This is a genomic window from Streptomyces speibonae, assembly GCF_984686075.1.
In genome coordinates this window covers 3,311,994-3,337,955 of the sequence record NZ_OZ480260.1, presented here as the reverse complement: position 1 = coordinate 3,337,955, position 25,962 = coordinate 3,311,994, and the positions used below count along the sequence as shown (strand labels likewise).

At 68.4% G+C, this 25,962-nt stretch carries 38 protein-coding genes and 2 pseudogenes; 35 read left to right on the top strand and 5 right to left on the bottom strand.

Annotated features, from left to right (window positions below):
• Positions 1-19 precede the first annotated feature (19 nt).
• The 3 genes and pseudogenes from AC5L3C_RS14875 to AC5L3C_RS14865 all read right to left on the bottom strand — a co-directional run.
• A pseudogene (locus AC5L3C_RS14875) lies at positions 20-179 on the bottom strand (SAM-dependent methyltransferase); the annotation flags it as partial.
• 628 nt (positions 180-807) lie between these two features.
• Positions 808-1,689: a helix-turn-helix domain-containing protein gene (locus tag AC5L3C_RS14870; protein WP_493649400.1), complete on the bottom strand. Its 882-nt coding sequence runs from the start codon at positions 1,687-1,689 to the stop codon at positions 808-810.
• A 242-nt stretch (positions 1,690-1,931) separates the two neighbouring features.
• Positions 1,932-2,108, bottom strand: a pseudogene (locus AC5L3C_RS14865) (ATP-binding protein); the annotation flags it as partial.
• Positions 2,109-2,261: 153 nt separating this feature from the next.
• Between AC5L3C_RS14865 and AC5L3C_RS14860 the strand changes: the two are divergent.
• Positions 2,262-3,137, top strand: a complete 876-nt coding sequence (locus AC5L3C_RS14860) for a helix-turn-helix domain-containing protein (protein ID WP_493649399.1) — start codon at positions 2,262-2,264, stop codon at positions 3,135-3,137.
• Positions 3,134-3,343 (top strand): DUF397 domain-containing protein, encoded by a 210-nt coding sequence (locus AC5L3C_RS14855; protein WP_125504735.1) that lies wholly within the window; start codon positions 3,134-3,136, stop codon positions 3,341-3,343. The genes AC5L3C_RS14860 and AC5L3C_RS14855 overlap by 4 nt, the downstream gene beginning before the upstream one ends.
• Before the next feature lie 356 nt (positions 3,344-3,699).
• On the opposite strand, the gene AC5L3C_RS14850 is transcribed toward AC5L3C_RS14855, so the two are convergent.
• Positions 3,700-4,521 carry an SAM-dependent methyltransferase gene (locus AC5L3C_RS14850; RefSeq protein WP_493649398.1) on the bottom strand — a complete coding sequence of 274 codons (822 nt, stop codon included), beginning with the start codon at positions 4,519-4,521 and terminating at the stop codon, positions 3,700-3,702.
• A gap of 173 nt (positions 4,522-4,694) precedes the next feature.
• Between AC5L3C_RS14850 and AC5L3C_RS14845 the strand changes: the two genes are divergently transcribed.
• Together AC5L3C_RS14845 and gdhA are read left to right on the top strand one after the other, a co-directional pair.
• A complete protein-coding gene (locus tag AC5L3C_RS14845; protein WP_493649397.1) occupies positions 4,695-5,732 on the top strand; it encodes an amidohydrolase family protein in 1,038 nt (345 codons plus the stop codon).
• A 254-nt stretch (positions 5,733-5,986) separates the two neighbouring features.
• Positions 5,987-7,345 (top strand): NADP-specific glutamate dehydrogenase, encoded by a 1,359-nt coding sequence (gene gdhA / locus AC5L3C_RS14840; protein ID WP_493649396.1) that lies wholly within the window; start codon positions 5,987-5,989, stop codon positions 7,343-7,345.
• A gap of 134 nt (positions 7,346-7,479) precedes the next feature.
• On the opposite strand, the gene AC5L3C_RS14835 is transcribed toward gdhA, so the two are convergent.
• A complete protein-coding gene (locus tag AC5L3C_RS14835) occupies positions 7,480-8,253 on the bottom strand; it encodes a YqjF family protein (protein WP_493649395.1) in 774 nt (257 codons plus the stop codon).
• 121 nt (positions 8,254-8,374) lie between these two features.
• Between AC5L3C_RS14835 and AC5L3C_RS14830 the strand changes: the two genes are divergently transcribed.
• The 31 genes from AC5L3C_RS14830 to rplQ all read left to right on the top strand — a co-directional run bounded on the left by AC5L3C_RS14830 (position 8,375) and on the right by rplQ (position 25,931).
• Positions 8,375-8,707, top strand: coding sequence for a cupin domain-containing protein (locus AC5L3C_RS14830; protein WP_493649394.1), 333 nt, complete (start codon positions 8,375-8,377; stop codon positions 8,705-8,707).
• A 421-nt stretch (positions 8,708-9,128) separates the two neighbouring features.
• Positions 9,129-9,437, top strand: coding sequence for a 30S ribosomal protein S10 (gene rpsJ, locus AC5L3C_RS14825; protein WP_003948644.1), 309 nt, complete (start codon positions 9,129-9,131; stop codon positions 9,435-9,437).
• A gap of 18 nt (positions 9,438-9,455) precedes the next feature.
• Entirely contained in the window at positions 9,456-10,100 is a 645-nt protein-coding gene (rplC, locus tag AC5L3C_RS14820; RefSeq protein ID WP_003998832.1) for a 50S ribosomal protein L3, read from the top strand.
• A gap of 8 nt (positions 10,101-10,108) precedes the next feature.
• Positions 10,109-10,768, top strand: a complete 660-nt coding sequence (gene rplD, locus AC5L3C_RS14815; protein ID WP_493649393.1) for a 50S ribosomal protein L4 — start codon at positions 10,109-10,111, stop codon at positions 10,766-10,768.
• Positions 10,768-11,187, top strand: a complete 420-nt coding sequence (gene rplW / locus AC5L3C_RS14810) for a 50S ribosomal protein L23 (protein ID WP_493649392.1) — start codon at positions 10,768-10,770, stop codon at positions 11,185-11,187. Before rplD ends, rplW begins: the two co-directional genes overlap by 1 nt.
• Before the next feature lie 50 nt (positions 11,188-11,237).
• Positions 11,238-12,074 (top strand): 50S ribosomal protein L2, encoded by an 837-nt coding sequence (rplB, locus tag AC5L3C_RS14805; protein WP_125504727.1) that lies wholly within the window; start codon positions 11,238-11,240, stop codon positions 12,072-12,074.
• 12 nt (positions 12,075-12,086) lie between these two features.
• The gene (rpsS, locus tag AC5L3C_RS14800) at positions 12,087-12,368 is read left to right on the top strand and encodes a 30S ribosomal protein S19 (RefSeq protein WP_010036728.1); all 282 of its coding nucleotides are present in this window, start codon (positions 12,087-12,089) and stop codon (positions 12,366-12,368) included.
• A 44-nt stretch (positions 12,369-12,412) separates the two neighbouring features.
• Positions 12,413-12,760 carry a 50S ribosomal protein L22 gene (rplV, locus tag AC5L3C_RS14795; protein WP_006130776.1) on the top strand — a complete coding sequence of 116 codons (348 nt, stop codon included), beginning with the start codon at positions 12,413-12,415 and terminating at the stop codon, positions 12,758-12,760.
• On the top strand, positions 12,760-13,593 hold the full coding sequence (rpsC, locus tag AC5L3C_RS14790; RefSeq protein ID WP_125504726.1) for a 30S ribosomal protein S3: 834 nt from the start codon (positions 12,760-12,762) through the stop codon (positions 13,591-13,593). Before rplV ends, rpsC begins: the two co-directional genes overlap by 1 nt.
• Before the next feature lie 5 nt (positions 13,594-13,598).
• Positions 13,599-14,018, top strand: a complete 420-nt coding sequence (rplP, locus tag AC5L3C_RS14785) for a 50S ribosomal protein L16 (RefSeq protein WP_125504725.1) — start codon at positions 13,599-13,601, stop codon at positions 14,016-14,018.
• Positions 14,018-14,242, top strand: a complete 225-nt coding sequence (rpmC, locus tag AC5L3C_RS14780; RefSeq protein WP_007494763.1) for a 50S ribosomal protein L29 — start codon at positions 14,018-14,020, stop codon at positions 14,240-14,242. The genes rplP and rpmC overlap by 1 nt, the downstream gene beginning before the upstream one ends.
• Positions 14,242-14,529, top strand: a complete 288-nt coding sequence (gene rpsQ / locus AC5L3C_RS14775; RefSeq protein ID WP_023587024.1) for a 30S ribosomal protein S17 — start codon at positions 14,242-14,244, stop codon at positions 14,527-14,529. The genes rpmC and rpsQ overlap by 1 nt, the downstream gene beginning before the upstream one ends.
• A 96-nt stretch (positions 14,530-14,625) precedes the next feature.
• Positions 14,626-14,994 (top strand): 50S ribosomal protein L14, encoded by a 369-nt coding sequence (gene rplN, locus AC5L3C_RS14770; protein WP_003998823.1) that lies wholly within the window; start codon positions 14,626-14,628, stop codon positions 14,992-14,994.
• A 2-nt stretch (positions 14,995-14,996) separates the two neighbouring features.
• A complete protein-coding gene (gene rplX, locus AC5L3C_RS14765) occupies positions 14,997-15,320 on the top strand; it encodes a 50S ribosomal protein L24 (RefSeq protein ID WP_053674523.1) in 324 nt (107 codons plus the stop codon).
• The gene (gene rplE, locus AC5L3C_RS14760) at positions 15,320-15,877 is read left to right on the top strand and encodes a 50S ribosomal protein L5 (protein WP_006130773.1); all 558 of its coding nucleotides are present in this window, start codon (positions 15,320-15,322) and stop codon (positions 15,875-15,877) included. The genes rplX and rplE overlap by 1 nt, the downstream gene beginning before the upstream one ends.
• A 5-nt stretch (positions 15,878-15,882) precedes the next feature.
• Positions 15,883-16,068 carry a type Z 30S ribosomal protein S14 gene (locus AC5L3C_RS14755; RefSeq protein ID WP_003948630.1) on the top strand — a complete coding sequence of 62 codons (186 nt, stop codon included), beginning with the start codon at positions 15,883-15,885 and terminating at the stop codon, positions 16,066-16,068.
• A gap of 240 nt (positions 16,069-16,308) precedes the next feature.
• Positions 16,309-16,707, top strand: coding sequence for a 30S ribosomal protein S8 (rpsH, locus tag AC5L3C_RS14750; protein ID WP_004984520.1), 399 nt, complete (start codon positions 16,309-16,311; stop codon positions 16,705-16,707).
• A 24-nt stretch (positions 16,708-16,731) separates the two neighbouring features.
• Positions 16,732-17,271 (top strand): 50S ribosomal protein L6, encoded by a 540-nt coding sequence (gene rplF / locus AC5L3C_RS14745; protein ID WP_033272455.1) that lies wholly within the window; start codon positions 16,732-16,734, stop codon positions 17,269-17,271.
• A gap of 3 nt (positions 17,272-17,274) precedes the next feature.
• On the top strand, positions 17,275-17,658 hold the full coding sequence (rplR, locus tag AC5L3C_RS14740; RefSeq protein ID WP_004927235.1) for a 50S ribosomal protein L18: 384 nt from the start codon (positions 17,275-17,277) through the stop codon (positions 17,656-17,658).
• Positions 17,659-17,699: 41 nt separating this feature from the next.
• On the top strand, positions 17,700-18,305 hold the full coding sequence (gene rpsE / locus AC5L3C_RS14735) for a 30S ribosomal protein S5 (RefSeq protein ID WP_004927232.1): 606 nt from the start codon (positions 17,700-17,702) through the stop codon (positions 18,303-18,305).
• Between the two features lie 3 nt (positions 18,306-18,308).
• On the top strand, positions 18,309-18,491 hold the full coding sequence (gene rpmD, locus AC5L3C_RS14730; RefSeq protein WP_004927226.1) for a 50S ribosomal protein L30: 183 nt from the start codon (positions 18,309-18,311) through the stop codon (positions 18,489-18,491).
• Between the two features lie 2 nt (positions 18,492-18,493).
• Complete coding sequence (gene rplO, locus AC5L3C_RS14725) at positions 18,494-18,949, top strand: 50S ribosomal protein L15 (RefSeq protein WP_125504724.1); 456 nt, start codon at positions 18,494-18,496, stop codon at positions 18,947-18,949.
• A gap of 243 nt (positions 18,950-19,192) precedes the next feature.
• Positions 19,193-20,506 carry a preprotein translocase subunit SecY gene (gene secY, locus AC5L3C_RS14720; RefSeq protein WP_493649391.1) on the top strand — a complete coding sequence of 438 codons (1,314 nt, stop codon included), beginning with the start codon at positions 19,193-19,195 and terminating at the stop codon, positions 20,504-20,506.
• Positions 20,506-21,156, top strand: coding sequence for an adenylate kinase (locus AC5L3C_RS14715; protein WP_125504722.1), 651 nt, complete (start codon positions 20,506-20,508; stop codon positions 21,154-21,156). The genes secY and AC5L3C_RS14715 overlap by 1 nt, the downstream gene beginning before the upstream one ends.
• A gap of 132 nt (positions 21,157-21,288) precedes the next feature.
• Positions 21,289-22,125 carry a type I methionyl aminopeptidase gene (gene map, locus AC5L3C_RS14710; RefSeq protein WP_125504721.1) on the top strand — a complete coding sequence of 279 codons (837 nt, stop codon included), beginning with the start codon at positions 21,289-21,291 and terminating at the stop codon, positions 22,123-22,125.
• A gap of 422 nt (positions 22,126-22,547) precedes the next feature.
• Positions 22,548-22,769, top strand: coding sequence for a translation initiation factor IF-1 (gene infA / locus AC5L3C_RS14705; protein WP_003948620.1), 222 nt, complete (start codon positions 22,548-22,550; stop codon positions 22,767-22,769).
• Positions 22,770-22,829: 60 nt separating this feature from the next.
• Positions 22,830-22,943, top strand: a complete 114-nt coding sequence (gene rpmJ, locus AC5L3C_RS14700; RefSeq protein WP_003974245.1) for a 50S ribosomal protein L36 — start codon at positions 22,830-22,832, stop codon at positions 22,941-22,943.
• A gap of 193 nt (positions 22,944-23,136) precedes the next feature.
• The gene (rpsM, locus tag AC5L3C_RS14695; RefSeq protein ID WP_004984507.1) at positions 23,137-23,517 is read left to right on the top strand and encodes a 30S ribosomal protein S13; all 381 of its coding nucleotides are present in this window, start codon (positions 23,137-23,139) and stop codon (positions 23,515-23,517) included.
• Positions 23,518-23,581: 64 nt separating this feature from the next.
• Positions 23,582-23,986: a 30S ribosomal protein S11 gene (gene rpsK, locus AC5L3C_RS14690; protein ID WP_017949643.1), complete on the top strand. Its 405-nt coding sequence runs from the start codon at positions 23,582-23,584 to the stop codon at positions 23,984-23,986.
• Between the two features lie 245 nt (positions 23,987-24,231).
• Positions 24,232-25,254, top strand: coding sequence for a DNA-directed RNA polymerase subunit alpha (locus AC5L3C_RS14685; RefSeq protein ID WP_003966937.1), 1,023 nt, complete (start codon positions 24,232-24,234; stop codon positions 25,252-25,254).
• Positions 25,255-25,439: 185 nt separating this feature from the next.
• Positions 25,440-25,931, top strand: a complete 492-nt coding sequence (rplQ, locus tag AC5L3C_RS14680; protein ID WP_125504720.1) for a 50S ribosomal protein L17 — start codon at positions 25,440-25,442, stop codon at positions 25,929-25,931.
• Positions 25,932-25,962 lie beyond the last annotated feature (31 nt).

Here is a 25,962-nt window from a genome sequence, read left to right as displayed (position 1 = left end):
GGGGGCCCGCCCGCGGCTCTCACGCCTTGCGGGCCACCGCCACGTACGCCCCGCTGTGGACGCCTTCCTGCCCGGGAACGGGCTCGCCCAGCTCCGGGCGCCACTCCTCGGCCGCCACGATGCCGGGCCCGACGATCTCCAGCCCCTCGAAGAAAGCGGGCGAACCGCTCCCGGCTACGCATGTGCATGCCGGTGCTGGTGGCGGAGGTGGTGGGAGCCTCCAGGACCGGCTCGACCGGCCCGTACGCTGCGGCGACGGGGCGGGCGTGGATCACGGTGCTGCCCGCCGAGATGCCGGTGAGCTCCAGTTGGACCGGGGTCCCGGCGGCAGCTGAGACAGCCTTCTCCACAGGATCGAGAAGAGCGTCACCCCACTGGAAGCGCAGCGCTCCACCCTCTGCGTCCGGTCCTGTGAGCCGGAGGCGGAGTTCCTCGTCGAGGCGGGCGTTCGGCTCGTATGCCCGTGCGGCGGCCAGTCGGCTCGCCCGGTGATCGGCCTCCACCTCGTCGTCGTCCCGGTCCTCCGTACCCATCTCCTCCAACAGCCGTCGCGCGTGCGCTGCGGCGTTGGGATCGTCTCCGAGCAGAGCGCGCCTGCGCTCGCGCCAGCTGTCGCCGGTCGTCACAGGCGCACCTCCAGGTATCCACGTGCCGGGACGGCACTGCCTGCGGAGGGGGAGCGGTCCGCCTGGCCGGGTAGCCGACAGCGCTGCCACCAGTCGTCCCACACCCCTTGGGGATAACCGGAAGCGGTGAAGGAAGGCAGCACATGAGTCCTGAGGGAGGTGCGGAACCGTTGCGGTCGAGCTAGAGCGGGTGGGGGTTCGTTGTACGGCAGTCGCGGCAGAGCGATTGGGATGCGGGGGCGCGGAAGGCGTGGTCGCAGCCGTCGCAGTTGCGCAGGGGGTGGACCACGGGCGGGGCCGGGGTCGGTGCGCGGTAGGGGGGTTGTGGTGGGAGGTGTGCGGTGAGGCGGTGGGCGAGGAGGGCGGCGGGGCGGCGCAGGGGCTGGTCGGGGAGGTCGGTGGTGAGGGCGTGGCGTACGGCGGTGGGGGCGATGTCGCGTTCGAGCCAGGCGATGACTGCGGGGGCGAGGTGTTCGGTGTCGGTGGCGGAGAGCAGGAGGCGGGGGTCGTGGCGGCGCAGGCCGGTGAGGAGGTCGGTGGCCTGCTGGTGGAGTGCGGTGGCGGCGGCGCGGGTGGGCTGGGGGACGGCGGGGAGGGCCTTGCGGGGGCGGGGCTGGGGTGTGCGTTCTCTCGGCGGCCGGGGCTGCGGGGCGGGGCAGCCGGTGTCGGCCGGCTCGCGTCGGTGGCCGGGCTGGTTGCAGGAGATGGTGCGGGTGATGATGCGGCCGGTGGGGGTGCGGACGCGTTCGCGGCGGAGGTAGCCGTGGGTTTCGAGTTCGCGCAGGGCGGCGGCGATGCGGGTGGTGCCTTCCTTGAAGCGGGCGGCGAGGCTCTTGATGTCGGCGGGGGTGCCGGTGGGGAGCGACTGGATGTGGCAGCCGAGGCCGACGGCGAGGAGCGAGAGTTCCTTGTGCTGGGTGAGGTGGTTGCCGATCACCACGAAGCGGGTGGTGTGGCGGGTGTTGTCGTGGATGACGCCGCCGGTGTGGTGACGCGATCGGGTCGGATTGGCGTCGGCGGCTGACTGGGCGCGCGGGGGCGCGCTAGGGTTTTGGGTATCCATCGGGAAGGGTTCTGCTTCCTTGGTGGTCAGGCCCTCGCACTGGGACGGCAATCCCGGCGGGGGCCGAAGTGTTTTTCGGTTGTGTGCGCCGAGCGTAGAGGCGTCGGGGGTCCGAAAATCCAGCTGAGCCGGTGATGTTCACCCGCCCGAGTGATGGCGTGCCTCGGGCGGGAGGGGTGGGGCTTGGTGGGGTTCTTTCTCCCCCGGTTCTTGCTGGGTAAGGCGCCGACGGCACCGGAGCTTCAGATCCCGGGTTCCGGTGCCGCGAGGCGCAGTTCGGCCCAGACGGTCTTGCGTGGGAAACGGTCCTCGGACACGCCCCAGCGGTCCGCGAGCGCGTCCACGAGGAGCAGACCGCGGCCCGACTCGACGTCAGGGGCGGTTCGCTGGCGCCGGGGGAGTCGGTCGCTCCGGGTGTCTCACTGGTGGGCTTGTCGCGATCTAGCGTGAGTGGTGGTGGATCTCCCTGCGTGTGGTGACTGTCCGCTGGTTGTCCGGTGCTGTCCGGGCTGTCGGGGTGGTTGGTACGCGTAGGGCGCCGCGGTACGGCGCGGGACGACGGAGGGTGTGGCATGTCGGTGGACGGTGAAGCGGTACGGCTCAAGGGGGAGGCGGACGAGCCGGGGTGGGAGGTGGATCCGGACGACGAGTGGGGCGTCGCGGTCATCACCACGGTGGGGCGGCAGTTGAAGCTGCGGCGCGAGGCGGCGGGGATGCGGGCCGGCCAGTTCGGGGCGGCGATCGGGTACGGGGAGGACCTCGTCTACAAGGTCGAGGGCGGGAAGCGGATCCCCCAGCGGGAGTATCTGGACAGGGCCGACGAGGTGTTGGGGGCAGGTGGACTGCTCTCGGCGGCTTGGGAGGACGTGAAGAGGGTCCGGTATCCGAAGAGCGTGCGGGCGCTGGCGGAGCTGGAGGCCAAGGCGGTCGAGCTGGGGGTGTACGTCGGGCTCAGCATCCATGGGTTGTTGCAGACGCCGGAGCATGCGCGAGCCTTGTTCGACGCATGGCAGCCGCCGTATTCGGAGGAGGAGGCGGAAAGCTTGGTTGCTGCTCGCATGGCTCGAAAGTCGATCTTCGAACGATGCCCTGCTCCAGCTCTGAGCTTCGTCCTGGAAGAGGCGACGCTACGTCGGTGCGTTGGGGGCACAATGGTGTGGCGACAGCAGCTCGAACACCTGCTGGAGGTGGGGCGGTTGCGTAATGTCACGTTGCAGGTGATGCCTATCAGTGCAGGTGCTCACCCTGGACTGGACGGCAGGATCGAGGTGCTGAAGTTCGCCGACGGTACGGCAGCAGGTCGTTCCGATGGCGCGTTCGGCGGTCGACCGACCTTCCATCCTAAGCAGCTACGGATCCTTGAGCTGCGGTATGGGGCGATCCGGGCGCAGGCTCTCACCCCTCGTGAGTCGCTGGCCTTTATCGAGCAAGTGCTGGGAGAGACATGATCCGCAAGGCTTCTACTGGGGACGTTTCTGAACTGGCTTGGTACAAGAGCAGTTACAGCGACGGACCCGATGGCAACTCCTGCGTCGAGATCGCGATAGCGCCCAGCGCCATCCACGTCCGCGACTCCAAGAACGCGGAGGGTCCTCGGCTGGCACTCACTACTGTTGCGTGGGCGGACTTCTTGGCGTACGTCTCGGAATGCTGACACTTCAATGGCCCGCCCGCCCCGGTTATCACCGGGGCGGGCGCGTTGGCGTGTGACTCAGAACAACGCGTCGGGCTTGGGCCCACGCCTGCACCCTGGCCCTACGGGCGGCATCCCTGCGCTGCTTGGCCTCGGGTGTGTGCAAGCCCTTGTCCAGCTCCTCTTTGTAGCGGGCGTGATTCAGCTCCAAGAGCTGGACATCCGCATGGAGTTGCCGGAGAGCGGTGTGCCCACCAAGGCGCAGGAGCGGCAGCAGGCCGACTACTACCAGCGGATGCTCGAGCCGTGCCCCGCTCCCGCTGACGCCCCCGGACCGGTGGTCGGCTCCCGGTCCGGGGGACCTCCACACGCGGCTCTCACACCTTGCGGGCCACCGCCACGTACGCCCCGCTGTGGACGCCCTCCTGCCCGGGAACGGGCTCGCCCAGCTCCGGGTGCCACTCCTCGGCCGCCACGATGCCGGGTTCGACGATCTCCAGCCCCTCGAAGAAGCGGGTGAACCGCTCCCGGCTGCGCATGTCCATGGTGAGCCCGCCCGCCCGGTAGAGGTCGATCACCTTCCGGGAGGCCTCCGCCGGGTGGAAGTCGGGGGTCAGATGGGACATGACCAGGTAACTCCCGGACGCCAGCGCCTCCTTGAGCCGGTCCACCAGCTCGTACGCCCCGTCCTCGTCGCCGATGAAGTGCAGCAGCGCGATCAGGGACAGCGCGACCGGCCGCTCCAGGTCCAGCGTCTTGCGGGCCTGCTCGACGATCACGTCGGTGTCCCGCGCGTCCGCCTGTACGTAGTCGACGGCACCCTCCGGAGTGCCCCGCAGCAGTGCCTCGGCGTGCACGAGGACGATCGGGTCGTTGTCGCAGTACACCACCCGCGCGTCGGCGGCGATCTCCTGCGCCACCTGGTGCAGGTTCGGCTCCGTCGGTATGCCGGTGCCGACGTCGAGGAACTGGCGCACGCCCTGCCCCGCCAGCCACCGGGTGGCACGGTGCATGAACGCCCGGTTCATCCTCGCCATGACGGGGATGCCCGGCGCGAACGCCACGAGATTGCGCCCCAGTTCCTCGTCCACCGGGTAGTTGTCCTTGCCGCCGAGGAACCAGTCGTACGTCCGCGCCGGATGCGGCTTGCTGGTGTCGATCCGCCCGGCGGCCGCTATGCGGGACTGCCCCTGCTCCACCCTGAACCCCTTTGTTCCGTCCCCGAGTTACTCGTGTGTACCCCGGGACTCACGATAACCGTGCCTGGTCACCTCGCCCGCTGTTATCGCCGTTACCGCATCACCGGTACCGATGTTAGTTATCAATGGTATCGTGCTTCTGATTCCATTGGTAACACGGTGAGGGGAACAGCATGTCCGACCGTCTGCGGATCATCGGGGTGGAAGAGACCGTCGTCGTGCCCGCCGTCCTGGAGGCGTACCGGCGGGCCGGATCGCCGCAGATCTTCTCGCGGGGCTTCGGGGACAGCCCGGTCGCGACGAGCCTGCGCGACGTCGGTGAGCGGCGGCTGGCGCACATGGACGACCAGGGGATCGACGTCGCCGTGCTGTCCCTGTCGACCCCGGGCGTGCAGGACCTGCCGGAGGCCGACGCCGTGGCCGTGGCGCGCGAGGCCAACGACCAGCTCGCCGCGATCGTCGCCGCCCGGCCCGACCGCTTCCAGGCGTTCGCCGCGATCCCCACCCAGTCGCCCGCTGCGGCCGCGGCCGAACTGGAGCGTGCCGTGTGCGAGCTGGGCTTCCCGGGGGCCATGCTCTACGGCCGCACCGGAGACAGACTGGCCGACCACCCCGACCACGACGAGCTGTACGCGACGGCCGAGCGGCTGGCCGTACCCCTGCACTTCCACCCGCAGACACCGGTGCGGCCCGTCGTCGACGCCTACTACTCCGGCCTCCCCGGGCCCATGGGCCCCATCCTGGCCGGAGCCGGACTCGGCTGGTACTACGACCTCGGCGTCCAGTACCTGCGCATGATCTTCTCCGGGGTCTTCGACCGGTTCCCCGACCTCCAGGTGATCGCCGGCCACTGGGGCGAAATCGTGCTGTTCTACCTGGACCACACCGGCTTCTTCGCCGAGGCGGGCGGCCTGAGCCGACCCCTGGCCGAATACTTCACGCGCAACTTCTGGGTCGCCGGCAGCGGCACCAACAGCCCCCGCTACCTGCGCTGGACCGCCGAGGTGATGGGCACCGGCCGGATGCTGTACTCCACCGACTACCCTTTCACCTACGGCACCCGCCCCGGTGGCTTCCCCTACGTCGACACCAGCGGCGGCGCCGCCCGCTCCTTCCTGGAGAACGCGCCGTTCACCGACGAGCAGAAGGCCGACATCGGCCACCGCAACTGGGAGCGCCTCACCGCCCGCGCCAAGCGCCGGACGGCCTGAAGCCGCCCTGCCGCGGCCGTCCGCACGCCGCCGTGCGCGGCCGCCGGCGCCCGTCCCGGGTCCCGGGCGTGAGGTCTCAGATGGCGGACGATCGCGTGTGCGTCTTGCCGTACCGGTTTACACAGAGGTAACACTGGAAAGCTGGCCGCCCGGGGCAACCACCTTCCGGTCGGCCCCTGTCCTGCGCGCGGCAACGGCGCCGAGCGCCCTTCACCGGTCCCGTACCGGTGTCCGCCGCGCCAGAAAGGGTTCCCGTGACCTCACGACCCGACGCCCAGACCTCCCTCGACCTGCTGCGTGCCGAGATAGAACGCCGTAACCCGGCGGAACCCGAGTTCCACCAGGCCGCACGCGAGGTGCTGGACACCCTCGCCCCGGTGCTCGCGGCGCGCCCCGAGTACGCCGAGCCGGGGCTCGTCGCGCGGCTGGTCGAACCCGAGCGGCAGATCATGTTCCGGGTGCCCTGGCAGGACGACCAGGGCCGGGTCCACGTCAACCGGGGCTTCCGGATCGAATACAACAGCGCCCTCGGCCCGTACAAGGGCGGGCTGCGGTTCCACCCCTCGGTGAACCTCGGGATCATCAAGTTCCTGGGCTTCGAGCAGATCTTCAAGAACGCGCTCACCGGGCTCGGCATCGGCGGCGGCAAGGGCGGCAGCGACTTCGACCCGCAGGGCCGCAGCGACGCCGAGGTCATGCGCTTCTGCCAGTCCTTCATGACCGAGCTGTACCGGCACATCGGCGAGTACACCGACATCCCCGCCGGGGACATCGGGGTCGGCGCCCGCGAGATCGGCTACCTGTTCGGCCAGTACCGGCGGATCACCAACCGCTGGGAGGGCGGCGTGCTGACCGGCAAGAACGCCGGCTGGGGCGGCTCGCTGATCCGCCCCGAGGCGACCGGGTACGGCAACGTGCTGTTCGCCGAGGCCATGCTGCGCGCCCGCGGCGAGGACCTGGAGGGGCAGACCGCGGTCGTCTCCGGCTCCGGCAACGTGGCGATCTACACCATCCAGAAGCTGGCCGCCCTCGGCGCCAACCCCGTGACCTGCTCCGACTCCGGCGGCTACGTCGTCGACGAGAAGGGCATCGACCTGGAGCTGCTGCGCCAGATCAAGGAGGTCGAACGCGGCCGCGTCAGCACGTACGCCGAGCGCCGGGGCGCCTCCGCGCGGTTCGTGCCCGGCGGGCGGGTGTGGGAGGTCCCCGCGGACGTCGCCCTGCCGTCGGCCACGCAGAACGAGCTGAACGCTGACGACGCCGCCGCCCTGATCCGCAACGGCGTCAAGGCGGTCTCCGAGGGCGCGAACATGCCGACCACGCCCGAGGCCGTCGACCTGCTCCAGCAGGCCGGCGTCGCCTTCGGCCCCGGCAAGGCCGCCAACGCGGGCGGCGTCGCGGTCAGCGCGCTGGAGATGACGCAGAACGCCTCGCGCACCTCGTGGAAGGCCGACCAGGTCGAGCAGGAGCTGGCGCGCATCATGACCGACATCCACTCCACCTGCGCCGAGACCGCCGAGCGCTACGGCGCCCCCGGCGACTACGTGGCCGGCGCGAACATCGCGGGCTTCGAGCGGGTGGCGGACGCGATGCTGGCGCAGGGCGTCATCTGAGACGGATGTGTCCGCCCGGCGTCCGGAGGCGACGCCGGGGCAGGGCGCGCCGTCCGGCGCGGGCACGCGGGAGAAGCGGTGTGGGCGGGCGGGGTTCCTCGGCCGTCCGGCGCGGGCACGCCGCGTCCGCGCCGTCACGGAGTGGGCAGGCCGGCCGGTCGGGCCGGCCGCCCGAAGCGCGCGGGGACGCCCGGTGAGTACAGCACGCTCACCGGCGCACCGGCCGGCTCGGGCAGACCGGCCGCGGTGACCAGGTTCTCCTCGCACTCCACCAGCTCCGCCCGGTGCAGCGGCCAGCGCGGATGCGCGTTGGGCAGGTACATCGACCGGCCGAAGAAGACGCCGTGCATGCCCCAGCGCGCGGTGAGGAAGTGCTCCAGCTCGGTCGGCTCCACGACCGGCTCGCCGCGGCGCACGGTGAGCCGGCCGCCCGCGCCGCGCGGCCCGGGCCACCGCCGGGAACTCGTGTAGCGGACGGTGCGGGCGTCGAGGTGCTCGACGCGCATCCGCGACCAGACGTACGGCATCCGAAATCCCAGGCGCCCGACCGCCACCGGGACCAGCCGGGAGGCGTCCAGGGAGAGGAAGACCACCCCGCGCCGCCCGTGCGCGTCCACGGAGTACAGGCGCACGTTGGTCTCCGGGAAGTTCCCGAGATACGGCACCCCCGGGAGCCGCAGCCACCCCACCCGGTGCATGCGGAAGGCGACGAGACCGACGTACGTCACCCCGTCCAGCGTGTCGGGCACGGTGCCCGGCGGCAGCAGGCCGGCCACGTCGGCCGGGTCCACCGCCCAGTGCACGAACGTCAGGTCCAGCCAGGACTGGGTGAGCAGCGGGCGCGCTATCGGCGCCGGCGGGTCGGGTGTGATGGGCTCCGGGGGCAGCGGCAGCGGTGTCGACGGCACGGCGCCAGTATCACGGAGGGCCGGGGCGCCGGTACGGCTGCCCGGGTGAAGGTGGCGGACGCCACGATGTGCCCCGCATGGCCCTGGTGACCGCGCCGCCCGGCCGGGAAGGCTTGAGGCCATGCAGAAGTTCTCGCTCGACGCCCTGGCCCGCGAACACCTTCAGCGCGCCGCCGCCGCGCCCAACGGGCGCAGCGCCACCACCGTCTACGGCGGCCACGAACACACCCTGCGCCAGACGCTCCTCGCGCTGACCGCCGGCACCAGCCTGGCCGACCACGAGAGCCCCGGCGAGGCGACCCTGCTGGTCCTGCGCGGCCGTGTCCGCCTGGCCGCCGGCGACGCCGAATGGGAGGGCCGCAGCGGCGACCTCGTCGCCATCCCGCCGGCCCGCCACAGCCTGCTGGCCCTCGAGGACGCGGCGGTGGTGCTCACGGTCGCCAAACAGGGCTGACGCCGTCACCTTGTTTGACCGGGGCCATTCGCGGGGTAATCTCTCTCGCCCGATTGGCCAGGCCCCTGCCCGCTATGGCAGACTGTCGGAGTTGCTCGGTCGAGCGTTGATGCTGCGCGCCTCCCGCCGGGAGGACCGGAAGCGAGTCCCACAGTACTCGTCGTCCCACGCATTGCACCGAAAGGTGCAGGGGCGGACGTACGGGAATCTTCCGGGAAGCGTCGTGCGGCGCCGGCCAGGCACCCGGTGGGCCTTTCGCCCCCGGTCCGCGGTTCTGGTAGGGCCGTGTCAATCCCGCAGGGATGTTCGGACAAGGGACATTTGTGTCAGCGGGACTGCGACACGCCCGACCGCGTGGGTCGGAGCGGAGGGGATCCTGCCGGGTCCAGAGCGTAAAGAGAGACAGGACTACGAAGTAGCCATGGCGGGACAGAAGATCCGCATCCGGCTCAAGGCCTACGACCACGAGGTCATCGACTCCTCGGCGAAGAAGATCGTCGAGACGGTGACCCGCACTGGTGCGTCGGTCGCGGGCCCGGTGCCGCTGCCCACTGAGAAGAACGTGTACTGCGTCATCAAGTCGCCGCACAAGTACAAGGACTCGCGCGAGCACTTCGAGATGCGCACGCACAAGCGCCTGATCGACATCCTCGACCCGACCCCCAAGACCGTTGACTCTCTGATGCGACTCGACCTCCCGGCCGGTGTCGACATCGAGATCAAGCTCTGAGGCCGGTGATCTGAAGAGATGGCTAAGCAGATCAAGGGCATCCTGGGCGAGAAGCTCGGCATGACGCAGGTGTGGGACGAGAACAACCGTGTCGTCCCGGTCACCGTCGTCAAGGCCGGCCCCAACGTCGTCACCCAGGTCCGTACGAACGACGTCGACGGCTACGAGTCGGTCCAGCTCGCCTTCGGCGAGATCGACCCGCGCAAGGTGAACAAGCCCCTCAAGGGTCACTTCGCCAAGGCCGACGTCACCCCCCGTCGTCACCTCGTCGAGATCCGCACGGCGGACGCCTCCGAGTACACGCTGGGCCAGGAAGTCACCGCCGAGGTGTTCGAGGCCGGCGTGAAGGTCGACGTGACCGGCAAGAGCAAGGGCAAGGGCTTCGCCGGTGTCATGAAGCGCCACAACTTCCGTGGCCTCGGCGCCGGACACGGTACCCAGCGCAAGCACCGCTCGCCCGGCTCCATCGGTGGCTGCGCCACTCCGGGCCGTGTGTTCAAGGGCCTCCGCATGGCGGGCCGCATGGGCAACGAGCGGGTCACCACCCAGAACCTGACCGTCCACGCCGTTGACGCGGAGAAGGGTCTGCTGCTCATCAAGGGCGCGGTTCCCGGTCCGAACGGCGGCCTCGTCCTGGTCCGCACCGCGGCCAAGGGGGCCTGAGGTAACCGATGAGCACTGTTGACATCCTTTCGCCGGCGGGCGACAAGGCCGGTACCGTCGAGCTCCCCGCGGAGATCTTCGACGTCGAGAAGGTCAGCATCCCGCTGATCCACCAGGTCGTCGTCGCGCAGCTGGCCGCTGCCCGCCAGGGCACCCACAAGACCAAGTCCCGCGGTGAAGTCCGTGGCGGTGGCCGCAAGCCGTACCGCCAGAAGGGCACCGGCCGCGCCCGTCAGGGCTCGACCCGCGCCCCGCAGTTCGCCGGTGGTGGCGTCGTCCACGGCCCGCAGCCGCGTGACTACTCGCAGCGGACCCCCAAGAAGATGAAGGCCGCGGCCCTGCGCCACGCCCTCACCGACCGGGCCCGCCACAACCGCATCCACGTCGTCACCGGCGTGATCGAGGGTGAGACGCCCTCCACGAAGGCCGCCAGGACGCTGTTCGGCAAGATCTCGGAGCGCAAGAACCTGCTCCTGGTCGTCGACCGCGCCGACGAGGCCGCGTGGCTGTCCGCCCGCAACCTGCCCCAGGTCCACATCCTGGAGCCGGGCCAGCTGAACACGTACGACGTTCTCGTCTCGGACGACGTGGTCTTCACCAAGGCCGCTTTCGAGTCCTTCGTCGCCGGCCCGAACAAGGCCAACGACAACGAAGGGAGCGAGGTCTGATGGCTGCCCGTCACCCCTCGATCGCCTCGAAGGCCGCCAAGGCGGCCAAGGCCCGTCGCGTCGCCAAGGCGCGCCGTCACGAGGCCGAAGGCAAGAACACCGTCGTCACCCCGGTGAGCAAGGCGTACACGGACCCCCGTGACGTCCTGCTGAAGCCGGTCGTGTCGGAGAAGAGCTACGCGCTGATCGACGAGAACAAGTACACGTTCCTCGTCGACCCGAGCGCGAACAAGACCCAGATCAAGCAGGCCGTCCAGGCGGTCTTCGAGGTCAAGGTCACCGGGGTCAACACGATCAACCGTGTGGGCAAGCGCAAGCGGACCCGTACCGGCTTCGGCCAGCGTGCGGCGACCAAGCGCGCGATCGTGACCCTTGCCGAGGGCGACCGAATCGACATCTTCGGCGGTCCGACCGCGTAAGCGGTCGGGATCGTCCAGATTTCGGAATCACTTCCGAGGACTGAGAGACAATGGGTATCCGCAAGTACAAGCCGACGACTCCGGGCCGTCGTGGCTCCAGCGTCGCCGACTTCGTCGAGGTCACGCGGTCCACGCCGGAGAAGTCGCTGGTCCGCCCCCTGCACAGCAAGGGCGGCCGTAACAATTCCGGTCGTGTGACCGTCCGCCACCAGGGCGGTGGCCACAAGCGCGCCTACCGCGTGATCGACTTCCGTCGTCACGACAAGGACGGCGTGCCGGCGAAGGTCGCGCACATCGAGTACGACCCCAACCGCACCGCGCGCATCGCGCTCCTGCACTACGCGGACGGCGAGAAGCGCTACATCCTCGCGCCGCGTGACCTGAAGCAGGGCGACCGCGTGGAGAACGGTCCCGGGGCCGACATCAAGCCGGGCAACAACCTTGCCCTGCGCAACATCCCGGTCGGTACGACGCTGCACGCCATCGAGCTGCGTCCCGGCGGCGGCGCCAAGTTCGCCCGCTCCGCCGGCGCCTCGGTGCAGCTGCTCGCCAAGGAGGGCCAGATGGCCCACCTGCGCATGCCGTCCGGCGAGATCCGCCTGGTCGACGTCCGCTGCCGCGCCACTGTCGGCGAGGTCGGCAACGCCGAGCAGAGCAACATCAGCTGGGGCAAGGCGGGCCGCAAGCGGTGGCTGGGCGTGCGCCCGACCGTCCGCGGTGTCGTCATGAACCCGGTTGACCACCCGCACGGTGGTGGTGAGGGCCGCACTTCCGGTGGTCGCCACCCCGTGTCCCCGTGGGGCAAGAAGGAAGGCCGTACTCGTTCGCCCAAGAAGGCGTCGAACAAGTACATCGTCCGCCGCCGCAAGACGAACAAGAAGCGCTAAGGACGGGTTGAGATGCCTCGTAGCTTGAAGAAGGGACCCTTCGTCGACGACCACCTGATCAAGAAGGTGGACGCCCAGAACGAAGCCGGTACCAAGAACGTCATCAAGACCTGGTCCCGCCGCTCGATGATCGTCCCGGCGATGCTCGGCCACACGATCGCGGTGCACAACGGCAAGACCCACATCCCGGTGTTTGTCACCGAGTCGATGGTCGGCCACAAGCTCGGCGAGTTCTCGCCGACCCGCACCTTCCGGGGCCACGTCAAGGACGACCGGAAGTCGAAGCGCCGCTAGTCGGCGGGGTGCAATCGACCATGACAGACACTGAAGGGACAACCATGGAAGCCAGGGCCCAGGCGCGGTACATCCGCGTCACGCCCATGAAGGCCCGCCGCGTGGTGGACCTCATCCGTGGCATGGACGCCACGGAGGCTCAGGCGGTCCTGCGTTTCGCCCCGCAGGCCGCGAGCGTGCCGGTCGGCAAGGTGCTGGACAGCGCCATCGCCAACGCCGCGCACAACTACGACCACACCGATGTCGACAGCCTCTTCATCTCCGAGGCCTACGTCGACGAGGGCCCGACCCTGAAGCGGTTCCGTCCGCGCGCCCAGGGCCGTGCCTACCGGATCCGCAAGCGGACCAGCCACATCACCGTGGTCGTCAGCAGCAAGGAAGGAACCCGGTAATGGGCCAGAAGGTAAACCCGCACGGGTTCCGGCTCGGTGTCACCACCGACTTCAAGTCGCGTTGGTACGCCGACAAGCTGTACAAGGACTACGTCAAGGAAGACGTCGCCATCCGCCGGATGATGACGTCCGGCATGGAGCGCGCCGGCATCTCCAAGGTCGAGATCGAGCGCACCCGTGACCGCGTGCGGGTGGACATCCACACCGCTCGTCCGGGCATCGTCATCGGCCGCCGCGGCGCCGAGGCCGACCGCATCCGCGGTGACCTCGAGAAGCTCACGGGCAAGCAGGTCCAGCTGAACATCCTCGAGGTCAAGAACCCCGAGACGGATGCCCAGCTGGTGGCCCAGGCCGTCGCCGAGCAGCTCTCCTCCCGCGTCTCCTTCCGCCGCGCCATGCGCAAGAGCATGCAGTCGGCGATGAAGGCGGGCGCCAAGGGCATCAAGATCCAGTGCGGTGGCCGTCTCGGCGGCGCCGAGATGTCCCGCTCGGAGTTCTACCGCGAGGGCCGTGTGCCCCTGCACACGCTCCGCGCGAACGTGGACTACGGCTTCTTCGAGGCCAAGACGACCTTCGGCCGCATCGGTGTGAAGGTCTGGATCTACAAGGGCGACGTCAAGAACATCGCCGAGGTCCGCGCCGAGAACGCCGCTGCCCGCGCCGGCAACCGCCCGGCCCGTGGCGGTGCCGACCGCCCGGCCCGTGGTGGCCGCGGTGGCGAGCGTGGCGGTCGCGGTCGCAAGCCGCAGCAGCAGGCTCCGGCCGCCGAGGCCCCCAAGGCCGAGGCTCCCGCCGCTGCTCCGGCGGCCGAGAGCACCGGAACGGAGGCCTGACCGACATGCTGATCCCCCGTAGGGTCAAGCACCGCAAGCAGCACCACCCCAAGCGCACCGGCATGTCCAAGGGCGGCACGCAGGTCGCGTTCGGCGAGTACGGCATCCAGGCGCTGACCCCGGCGTATGTGACGAACCGCCAGATCGAGGCGGCTCGTATCGCGATGACCCGTCACATCAAGCGTGGCGGCAAGGTCTGGATCAACATTTACCCGGACCGCCCCCTCACCAAGAAGCCGGCCGAGACCCGCATGGGTTCCGGTAAGGGCTCCCCGGAGTGGTGGGTGGCCAACGTCAAGCCCGGACGCGTGATGTTCGAGCTGTCGTACCCCAACGAGAAGATCGCGCGCGAGGCCCTGACCCGTGCGGCTCACAAGCTGCCGATGAAGTGCAAGATCGTCAAGCGCGAGGCAGGTGAAGCGTGATGTCGGCCGGTACCAAGGCGTCCGAGCTGCGCGAGCTGGGCAACGAGGAGCTTCTCGCGAAGCTTCGCGAGGCCAAGGAAGAGCTGTTCAACCTCCGCTTCCAGGCGGCGACCGGGCAGCTCGAGAACCATGGCCGTCTGAAGGCGGTCCGCAAGGACATCGCGCGGATCTACACCCTGATGCGCGAGCGTGAGCTGGGCATCGAAACGGTGGAGAACGCCTGATGAGCGAGAACAACGTGACTGAGACGAACACTGAGGCCCGTGGCTTCCGCAAGACGCGTGAAGGCATCGTCGTCAGCGACAAGATGGACAAGACCGTCGTCGTCGCCGTCGAGGACCGCAAGAAGCACGCGCTGTACGGCAAGGTCATCCGCAGCACGAGCAAGCTCAAGGCCCACGACGAGCAGAACGCCGCCGGCGTCGGTGACCGCGTCCTCCTGATGGAGACCCGGCCGCTGTCCGCGACGAAGCACTGGCGCATCGTCGAGATCCTCGAGAAGGCCAAGTAAATCTCCTGCGGGGCATTCCCCGCAGGACAGTTCCGCCAGGCTCCGGGGGCCGAGTGATCGGCCCCCGGGGAACCGGCAGACAAACAGGAGATAGACGTGATCCAGCAGGAGTCGCGACTGCGTGTCGCCGACAACACGGGGGCGAAGGAGATCCTTTGCATCCGTGTGCTCGGTGGCTCCGGTCGCCGCTACGCGGGCATCGGTGACGTCATCGTCGCCACCGTCAAGGACGCGATCCCCGGTGGCAACGTGAAGAAGGGTGACGTCGTCAAGGCGGTCATCGTTCGCACCGTCAAGGAGCGCCGCCGTCCGGACGGCTCGTACATCCGCTTCGACGAGAACGCCGCCGTCATTCTGAAGAACGACGGCGACCCTCGTGGCACCCGTATCTTCGGCCCCGTCGGCCGTGAGCTGCGCGAGAAGAAGTTCATGAAGATCATCTCCCTCGCGCCGGAGGTGCTGTGAGCATGAAGATCAAGAAGGGCGACCTGGTCCAGGTCATCACCGGCAAGGACAAGGGCAAGCAGGGCAAGGTCATTGCCGCTTACCCGCGCGACGAGCGTGTCCTGGTCGAGGGTGTCAACCGGGTCAAGAAGCACACCAAGGCCGGTCCGACCGCTCGCGGTTCGCAGGCCGGCGGCATCGTGACCACCGAGGCCCCGATCCACGTCTCCAACGTCCAGCTGGTCGTGGAGAAGGACGGCAACAAGGTCGTCACGCGCGTCGGTTACCGCTTCGACGACGAGGGCAACAAGATCCGCGTTGCCAAGCGGACGGGTGAGGACATCTGATGACGACCACCACCACTCCGCGTCTGAAGACGAAGTACCGCGAGGAGATCGCGGGCAAGCTGCGCGAGCAGTTCTCCTACGAGAACGTCATGCAGGTTCCCGGCCTCGTCAAGATCGTGGTCAACATGGGTGTGGGCGACGCCGCCCGCGACTCCAAGCTGATCGAGGGCGCCATCCGCGACCTCACCACGATCACCGGTCAGAAGCCGGCCGTCACCAAGGCCCGCAAGTCCATCGCGCAGTTCAAGCTGCGTGAGGGCCAGCCGATCGGTGCCCACGTCACGCTCCGTGGCGACCGCATGTGGGAGTTCCTGGACCGCACCCTGTCGCTCGCGCTGCCGCGCATCCGCGACTTCCGCGGCCTGTCCCCCAAGCAGTTCGACGGCCGTGGCAACTACACCTTCGGTCTCACGGAGCAGGTCATGTTCCACGAGATCGACCAGGACAAGATCGACCGTGTCCGGGGTATGGACATCACCGTGGTCACCACGGCGACCAACGACGAAGAGGGCCGTGCCCTTCTCCGTCACCTCGGCTTCCCGTTCAAGGAGGCGTGAGCGAGATGGCGAAGAAGGCTCTCATCGCGAAGGCTGCTCGCAAGCCCAAGTTCGGAGTGCGCGGCTACACCCGCTGCCAGCGCTGCGGCCGTCCGCACTCCGTGTACCGCAAGTTCGGCCTGTGCCGCGTGTGCCTTCGTGAGATGGCTCACCGCGGCGAGCTGCCGGGCGTGACCAAGAGCTCCTGGTAGTCCCGGTAATTCCGGACTCCCAGGGCTCTCGGTAAGCAAGGGGAACGGCAGGAGCCCCGCTCCGCATGGCTTAGGCTTGTGGGGTTGGGCGCCTGCCGTGCCCGGACGCCACGCGGGCGGCTGCCCGCCAATGTTTGCTTACTACGCCGTAGGTCCACCGCGCCGCACCCGTCCCGTCTCGGATCGGGGAGAGGGATGGCGCACCAGGAAACCCCGGCGAGAGAGGCCGAAGGCCAATTCATGACCATGACTGATCCGATCGCAGACATGCTTACGCGTCTGCGGAACGCGAACTCGGCGTACCACGACTCCGTGGCGATGCCGCACTCGAAGATCAAGTCGCACATCGCGGAGATCCTCCAGCAGGAGGGCTTCATCACGGGCTGGAAGGTCGAGGACGCCGAGGTCGGCAAGAACCTCGTCCTGGAGCTGAAGTTCGGCCCCAACCGTGAGCGCTCCATCGCGGGCATCAAGCGGATCTCCAAGCCCGGTCTCCGGGTGTACGCGAAGTCCACCAACCTGCCGAAGGTGCTGGGCGGCCTCGGCGTGGCGATCATCTCCACGTCGCACGGGCTCCTCACCGACAAGCAGGCCGGCAAGAAGGGCGTGGGTGGGGAAGTCCTCGCCTACGTCTGGTAGCGGAAGGGAACGGAGGAAACAGCTATGTCGCGCATCGGCAAGCTCCCCATCGCGGTTCCCGCCGGCGTGGACGTCACCATCGACGGCCGTACGGTCTCGGTCAAGGGCCCCAAGGGCACGCTGACCCACACCGTCGTGGCGCCGATCGAGATCGCCAAGGGTGAGGACGGCGTGCTGAACGTCACCCGCCCCAACGACGAGCGTCAGAACAAGGCCCTGCACGGCCTGTCCCGCACGCTGGTGGCGAACATGATCACCGGCGTGACCCAGGGTTACGTGAAGAAGCTCGAGATCAGCGGTGTCGGTTACCGCGTTGTCGCCAAGGGTTCGAACCTGGAGTTCTCCCTCGGCTACAGCCACCCGATCACGGTCGAGGCCCCCGAGGGCATCACCTTCAAGGTGGAGGCCCCCACCCGTTTCTCGGTCGAGGGCATCGACAAGCAGAAGGTCGGCGAGGTTGCGGCCAACATCCGCAAGCTGCGCAAGCCCGACCCGTACAAGGCCAAGGGTGTCAAGTACGAGGGCGAAGTCATCCGCCGCAAGGTCGGAAAGGCGGGTAAGTAAGCCATGGCATACGGGCAGAAGATCCTCAAGGGCGACGCCTACAAGCGTGCTGCTATCAAGCGTCGTCACATCCGGATCCGCAAGAAGGTCGCCGGCACCGCCGAGCGTCCTCGCCTGGTCGTGACTCGTTCCAACCGTCACATCGTGGCGCAGGTGATCGACGACCTGAAGGGTCACACCCTGGCGTCGGCGTCCACCCTGGACGCGTCCGTCCGCGGTGGCGAGGGCGACAAGTCCGCGCAGGCCAAGCAGGTCGGCGCCCTGGTCGCCGAGCGTGCCAAGGCCGCCGGTGTCGAGGCCGTCGTGTTCGACCGTGGTGGCAACCAGTACGCCGGGCGCATTGCCGCTCTGGCGGACGCCGCCCGCGAAGCCGGACTGAAGTTCTGAGCCGGTTCCGTAGCTAGCGGAAACAGAGAGAGGTAATTCCAATGGCTGGACCCCAGCGCCGCGGTGGCGGTGCCGGTGGCGGCGAGCGGCGGGACCGGAAGGGCCGTGACGGCGGCGCAGCTGCCGCCGAGAAGACCGCATACGTTGAGCGCGTCGTCGCGATCAACCGTGTCGCCAAGGTTGTGAAGGGTGGTCGTCGCTTCAGCTTCACCGCGCTGGTCGTGGTGGGCGACGGTGACGGCACCGTGGGTGTCGGATACGGCAAGGCCAAGGAGGTGCCGGCCGCCATCGCCAAGGGCGTTGAGGAGGCCAAGAAGCACTTCTTCAAGGTCCCCCGCATCCAGGGCACCATCCCGCACCCGATCCAGGGTGAGAAGGCTGCCGGCGTCGTGCTGCTCAAGCCCGCGTCGCCCGGTACCGGTGTGATCGCCGGTGGTCCGGTGCGCGCCGTGCTCGAGTGCGCCGGTATCCACGACGTGCTGTCGAAGTCGCTCGGCTCCGACAACCAGATCAACATCGTGCACGCGACCGTGGAGGCCCTCAAGGGCCTGCAGCGTCCCGAGGAGATCGCGGCCCGCCGTGGTCTGCCGCTCGAGGACGTCGCTCCCGCGGCTCTGCTGCGTGCGCGTGCCGGGGCAGGTGCGTAGGTCATGGCGCAGCTCAGGATTACGCAGGTCAAGTCCTACATCGGCAGCAAGCAGAACCACCGTGACACCCTGCGCTCCCTTGGTCTCAAGGGGATCAACACGCAGGTCGTCAAGGAGGACCGCCCCGAGTTCCGCGGCATGGTGCACACCGTCCGCCACCTCGTGACGGTCGAGGAGGTCGACTGATCATGGCGGAGCAGAACCCGCTCAAGATCCACAACCTCCGTCCCGCCCCCGGCGCCAAGACCGCCAAGACCCGTGTCGGTCGTGGTGAGGCGTCGAAGGGTAAGACGGCCGGTCGTGGTACCAAGGGCACCAAGGCCCGCTACCAGGTTCCGGAGCGCTTCGAGGGCGGCCAGATGCCGCTCCACATGCGCCTCCCGAAGCTCAAGGGCTTCAAGAACCCGTTCAAGACCGAGTTCCAGGTCGTGAACCTGGACAAGCTCGCCACCCTCTACCCCGAGGGCGGGGAGGTCACGGTCGAGGACCTGGTCGCCAAGGGTGCGGTGCGCAAGAACAGCCTCGTCAAGGTCCTGGGCCAGGGCGAGATCTCCGTGGCGCTGCAGGTGACGGTCGACGCCGTCTCCGGCTCCGCCAAGGAGAAGATCACCGCCGCCGGCGGTACCGTCACCGAGCTCGTCTGAACCCCTCAGGTGTCTTGATGACGTAGAGCGATCCCGGCCGGGGATACCCCACATTTGGGGTATCCCCGGTTGGTCGTTCCTAGGGGGGCATGGTCGCCGGTAAGGTGGCCTGCGCTGCTCTTTGACCTCGAGCGCCCCAAGCGGGCACTCAGGGCGGCAGTTGACCGTTACGTATTCGTCCTTAGTCGGAATCTCAAGACCGTCACCCTTGACGCAGTTGCGCGGGGGGTCGCAGGAGGCACCGTGCTCACCGCGTTCGCCCGGGCGTTCAAGACGCCCGACCTGCGCAAGAAGCTGCTCTTCACGCTCGGCATCATCGTGGTGTACCGCATCGGCACCAACGTTCCCATTCCGGGCGTCGACTACCGCAACGTCCAGACGTGCATCGACAACGCCGAAGCCAATGCGGGTCTGTTCGGTCTGGTCAACATGTTCAGCGGCGGCGCGCTGCTCCAGATCACGATCTTCGCGCTGGGCATCATGCCGTACATCACCGCGGCGATCATTCTGCAGCTGCTGACGGTGGTGATCCCGCGTCTGGAGGCCCTGAAGAAGGAGGGCCAGGCCGGTACGGCGAAGATCACCCAGTACACCCGCTACCTGACCGTCGCGCTCGCCATCCTCCAGGGCACCGGCCTGGTGGCCACCGCCCGCAGCGGCGCCCTGTTCCAGGGCTGCCCGGTCGCGAGTCAGATCGTTCCCGACCAGTCGATCTTCGTGACCATCACCATGGTCGTCACCATGACCGCCGGTACGGCCACCGTCATGTGGCTCGGTGAGCTCATCACCGACCGCGGCATCGGCAACGGCATGTCGATCCTGATGTTCATCTCGATCGCCGCGACCTTCCCCTCCGCCCTGTGGGCCATCAAGCAGCAGGGCAGCCTGGCGGACGGCTGGATCGAGTTCGGCACCGTCATGCTGGTCGGCTTCGTCATGGTCGGCCTGGTCGTCTTCGTCGAGCAGGCCCAGCGCCGGATCCCGGTGCAGTACGCCAAGCGGATGGTCGGCCGCCGCTCCTACGGCGGCACCTCGACCTACATCCCGCTGAAGGTGAACCAGGCGGGTGTGATCCCGGTCATCTTCGCCGCGTCGCTGCTCTACATCCCGGCGCTGGTGGCGCAGTTCTCCAGCGGGGACGCCGGCTGGAAGACCTGGGTGGAGAAGAACCTGGCGGACCCGGGCGCGACGCCGCACATCATCCTGTACTTCCTGCTCATCGTGTTCTTCGCCTTCTTCTACGTCGCGATCTCCTTCAACCCCGAGGAAGTCGCCGACAACATGAAGAAGTATGGTGGCTTCATCCCGGGCATCCGGGCTGGCCGACCGACCGCTGAGTACCTGAGCTTCGTACTCAACCGGATCACCTGGCCGGGTTCGCTGTATCTGGGCCTGATCTCTCTCGTGCCGACAATGGCGTTGGCTGGTTTCGGGGCGAACCAGAACTTCCCGTTCGGCGGGACCAGCATCCTGATCATCGTGGGTGTGGGTCTCGAGACGGTGAGGCAGATCGAGAGCCAGCTCCAGCAGCGCAATTACGAAGGGTTCCTCCGCTGATGCGAATCGTCCTCGTCGGGCCGCCGGGTGCTGGCAAAGGTACGCAGGCCACCCGCCTTGCCGAGAAACTGCGCATCCCGCACATCTCCACAGGTGACCTGTTCCGCGCCAACATCAGTCGGCAGACCGAGCTCGGGAAGCTCGCGAAGTCCTACATGGACGCGGGCAATCTCGTCCCCGACGAGGTCACCATCGCCATGGCCAAGGACCGTATGGAGCAGCCCGACGCCGAGGGCGGCTTCCTGCTGGACGGCTTTCCGCGCAACGTGTCGCAGGCCGAGGCGCTGGACGAGCTGCTGAAGACCGAGGGCATCGAGCTGGACGCCGTGCTCGACCTGGAAGCCCCTGAGGACGAGGTCGTCAAGCGGATCGCCGGGCGCCGGGTCTGCCGCAAGGACTCGTCGCACGTGTTCCACGTGACGTACAGCCCGCCCAAGCAGGAGGGCGTGTGCGACACATGCGGCGGCGAGCTGTACCAGCGCGACGACGACGCCGAGGAGACGGTGCGCACGCGGCTCGAGGTCTACCACACGCAGACCGAGCCGATCATCGACTACTACCGGGCCCAGGGGCTCGTCGTGACCATCTCCGCGATGGGGCCGGTCGACGAGGTCACCGGGCGGGCGCTGGAGGCGCTGCAGCGCGGGTAGTGGTGTGTTCTTGACGGCCGCAGCCGCGGTTCCCGTGCCAGGGAGCCGCGGCTGCGGCCTGCCGGGCCCCTGTCGCCCTTATCGTTGGAAGCGTCCGTCATCCCTCCTGGTCCCGGAAAGGCCGTCGTCCCCATGGTGCAGATCAAGAGCCCTGAGCAGATCGCCAAGATGCGTGAGGCGGGGCTGGTCGTCGCCGCCATCCATGCGGCCACGCGTGAGGCCGCCGTGCCCGGGGCCACGACCAGGGACCTGGACCAGGTCGCCCGCAAGGTGCTCGCCGAGCACGGTGCCCAGCCGAACTTCCTCGGCTACGGCGGCTTCCCGGCGACGATCTGCACATCCGTGAACGAGGTGGTGGTCCACGGCATCCCCTCCGACGACGTCGTCCTCAAGGACGGCGACGTCATCTCCATCGACTGCGGCGCCATCGTCGACGGCTGGCACGGCGACGCCGCCTACACGGCGTTCGTCGGCTCCGGGCACTCCCCGGAGCTGATCGAGCTGTCCCGGGTGACCGAGGAGTCGATGTGGGCCGGTATCGCGGCGATGAAGCAGGGCAACCGGCTCGTCGACGTCTCCCGGGCGATCGAGACGTACATCCGCCGGCAGCCCAAGCCGGGCGGCGGCAAGTACGGGATCATCGAGGACTACGGCGGCCACGGCATCGGCACCGAGATGCACATGGACCCGCACCTGCTGAACTACGTCGAGCGCAAGCGGGGCAAGGGCCCCCGGCTGGTCCCGGGCTTCTGCCTCGCCATCGAGCCGATGGTGTCCCTGGGCACCCCGAAGACCGAGGTCCTCTCCGACGACTGGACCGTGATCACCACCGACGGCACCTGGTCGTCGCACTGGGAGCACTCCGTCGCCCTCACCGAGCAGGGACCGCTGGTCCTGACGGCCCCCGACGGAGGCAAGGCCAAGCTGGCGGAGATGGGGATCACGGCGGCGCCGGACCCGCTGGGCTGAGGTCGGTCCCGGGCGGCCCGCCGGCTGGAGGTCGGCGCAGCCGCTGGAAGCCTGTGAGGCGCCCCGGCGCCGAGTTCGCGAGAGCGGCGTCAGGGGTCGGTCGGAGGCAAGGCCAAGCCGGCGGGGATGGGGATCACGGCGGCGCCGGACCCGCTGGGCTGAGGTCGGTCCCGGGTGGCCCGCCGGCCGGAGGCCGGCGTCCGGGGTCGGTCGGCGGCAGGGCCGAGCTCGCGGAGATGGGAATCACGGCCGCCCCGATCCTCTCGGTTAAGGATCAGTCCCGTGGGGCAGACTTCTTCGATTCGTCTTTCCGGGTGCGCTGACGTAGACTGACTCGTCGGCTCTTGTGCACCCGCATGTCTGCATGTACTCACACGGTGCACGCCGGAGTCGATCAAGGTAGTCGATTCGAAGGGCGAAGCGTGGCCAAGAAGCAAGGTGCCATCGAGATCGAGGGCACTGTCGTCGAGTCTCTTCCGAACGCCATGTTCAAGGTCGAGCTCCAGAACGGCCACCAGGTCCTGGCACACATCAGCGGCAAGATGCGCATGCACTACATCCGCATCCTCCCTGACGACCGGGTCGTGGTGGAGCTGTCTCCGTACGACCTGACGCGTGGCCGGATCGTCTACCGGTACAAGTAGATCTTGCCCGCGCCCCGGTCCGCCGGGGTGATGGCACTGACCCGGAGAACCTCACATCCCATGAAGGTCAAGCCGAGCGTCAAGAAGATCTGCGACAAGTGCAGGGTGATCCGCCGTCACGGCCGGGTCATGGTCATCTGCGACAACCCGCGCCACAAGCAGCGCCAGGGCTGACCGCAGCACTGATCCACCCTCTGCGCCTCCCGCAGAACTTCGCGCGACGCGAGCAACACATGTTCATACGCAGGGCCCGAGCCGACCTTGGCTCGACACCCCCGGCTCGGAGGCCGGGGACCCATTCGTACCTGGTACGGCGGCTGGGATCCGGTCCTGTGGAAGACCTCCGACAATCAACTGGAGCCATTGAATGGCACGCGTTTCCGGTGTTGACATCCCGCGCGAAAAGCGCGTGGAGATCGCCCTCACCTATGTGTTCGGCATCGGCCGGACCCTTTCGCAGCAGACGCTGGCCGCCACCGGCGTCGACCCGAACACCCGCGTCCGCGACCTCTCCGAGGAGCAGCTCGTCGCGATCCGCGAGTACGTCGACAACAACATCAAGACCGAGGGTGACCTCCGTCGCGAGATCCAGGCCGACATCCGCCGCAAGGTCGAGATCGGCACCTACCAGGGTCTGCGGCACCGTCGCGGTCTGCCCGTCCGCGGTCAGCGCACCAGCACCAACGCGCGTACCCGCAAGGGCCCGCGTCGCGCCATCGCCGGCAAGAAGAAGCCGGGCAAGAAGTAGTCCTCAGCGGACCCCGTCCACGGTCTTCGCTGCAGGACCGACCACCTCCCGTAGGAGTAAATAGATGCCCCCCAAGGGACGTCAGGGCGCCGTCAAGAAGGTGCGCCGCAAGGAAAAGAAGAACGTCGCTCACGGCCACGCGCACATCAAGAGCACGTTCAACAACACGATCGTCTCCATCACGGACCCGTCCGGCAACGTGATCTCCTGGGCCTCCGCCGGCCACGTCGGCTTCAAGGGCTCGCGGAAGTCCACGCCGTTCGCCGCGCAGATGGCCGCCGAGTCGGCCGCCCGCCGCGCCCAGGAGCACGGCATGCGCAAGGTCGACGTGTTCGTCAAGGGCCCGGGCTCCGGTCGTGAGACCGCGATCCGTTCCCTGCAGGCCACGGGCCTCGAGGTCGGCTCCATCCAGGACGTCACCCCGACCCCGCACAACGGCTGCCGCCCGCCGAAGCGCCGCCGCGTCTGAGGCAACGGCCGCGCTGGTCGGCCCCCTGCCGGGGGTGCGGGGGTCGTCCCCCGCAATGTCGCAGTACGGCTGCCGCCCGCCGAAGCGCCGCCGCGTCTGAGGCAACGGCTTCCTGTGGTTCCGGGCGGTACGGTCCGTAACGGCCGTATCGCCCGTACCCTTGCAGTACCCGCACTTTTCACCGGGTGCGGTTTCCGTCGGACGTCAAATAGCGGGCGTCCACGAAAGAAGGATCTGATCCACACATGCTGATCGCTCAGCGTCCCTCGTTGACCGAAGAGGTCGTCGACGAATTCCGTTCCCGGTTCGTGATCGAGCCGCTGGAGCCGGGCTTCGGCTACACCCTCGGCAACTCCCTCCGCCGCACCCTCCTGTCGTCGATCCCCGGTGCCGCTGTCACCAGCATCCGCATCGACGGCGTCCTGCACGAGTTCACCACCGTGCCGGGCGTCAAGGAGGACGTCACCGACCTGATCCTCAACATCAAGCAGCTGGTCGTCTCCTCGGAGCACGACGAGCCGGTCGTGATGTACCTGCGCAAGCAGGGCCCGGGTCTGGTCACCGCCGCCGACATCGCGCCTCCGGCCGGTGTCGAGGTGCACAACCCCGACCTCGTCCTCGCCACGCTCAACGGCAAGGGCAAGCTGGAGATGGAGCTGACGGTCGAGCGTGGCCGCGGTTACGTCTCGGCTGTTCAGAACAAGCAGGTCGGCCAGGAGATCGGTCGCATTCCGGTCGACTCGATCTACTCGCCGGTCCTCAAGGTCACCTACAAGGTCGAGGCGACCCGTGTCGAGCAGCGCACCGACTTCGACAAGCTGATCGTCGACGTCGAGACCAAGCAGGCGATGCGTCCGCGTGACGCCATGGCCTCCGCCGGCAAGACCCTGGTCGAGCTGTTCGGTCTCGCCCGCGAGCTGAACATCGACGCCGAGGGCATCGACATGGGCCCGTCGCCCACGGACGCCGCCCTGGCCGCCGACCTGGCGCTGCCGATCGAGGAGCTGGAGCTCACCGTTCGGTCGTACAACTGCCTCAAGCGCGAGGGCATCCACTCCGTGGGTGAGCTCGTGGCCCGTTCCGAGGCGGACCTGCTCGACATCCGCAACTTCGGTGCGAAGTCCATCGACGAGGTCAAGGCGAAGCTGGCCGGTATGGGCCTGGCCCTGAAGGACTCGCCTCCCGGGTTCGACCCCACCGCCGCGGCGGACGCGTTCGGGGCGGACGACGACGCGGACGCGGGTTTCGTGGAGACCGAGCAGTACTGAGTCCGGGACCGGATGCCGGTTCCCCGCTGCGGGATCGCCGTATTTGATTGCGCAGTTCCCCGCGCCCCTTCGGGGGCCCGGGGCTTCCGGAGCCGGAAGGCTCTGGATCTCCGACAGGCGACCGCCTGCTCGGATACTGACTCCGGTACCTGATACGGCCGGGGCAGACACACAGGAGATACATCATGCCGAGGCCCACCAAGGGTGCCCGTCTGGGCGGCAGCGCCGCGCACGAGAAGCTGATGCTCGCGAACCTCGCGAAGGCGCTTTTCGAGCACGGCCGCATCACCACCACCGAGGCGAAGGCGCGCAAGCTGCGTCCCTACGCCGAGCGTCTGGTCACCAAGGCGAAGAAGGGCGACCTTCACAACCGCCGTCAGGTGCTCCAGGTCATCACGGACAAGAGCATCGTCCACACGCTCTTCACCGAGATCGGCCCGCGGTACGAGAACCGTCCCGGTGGCTACACCCGCATCACCAAGATCGGTAACCGCCGTGGCGACAACGCGCCCATGGCCGTCATCGAGCTGGTCGAGGCGCTGACCGTGCAGCAGTCGGCGGTCGGCGAGGCCGAGGCCGCGACGAAGCGCGCGGTCAAGGAAGACGCCCTCAAGAAGGACGAGGCCGTCGAGGCCCCGGCCGAGGAGACCAAGGACGACGAGTCCAAGGACGCCTGAGGCGCTTGCCGAGAGCGGGCCCGTCCCTTCC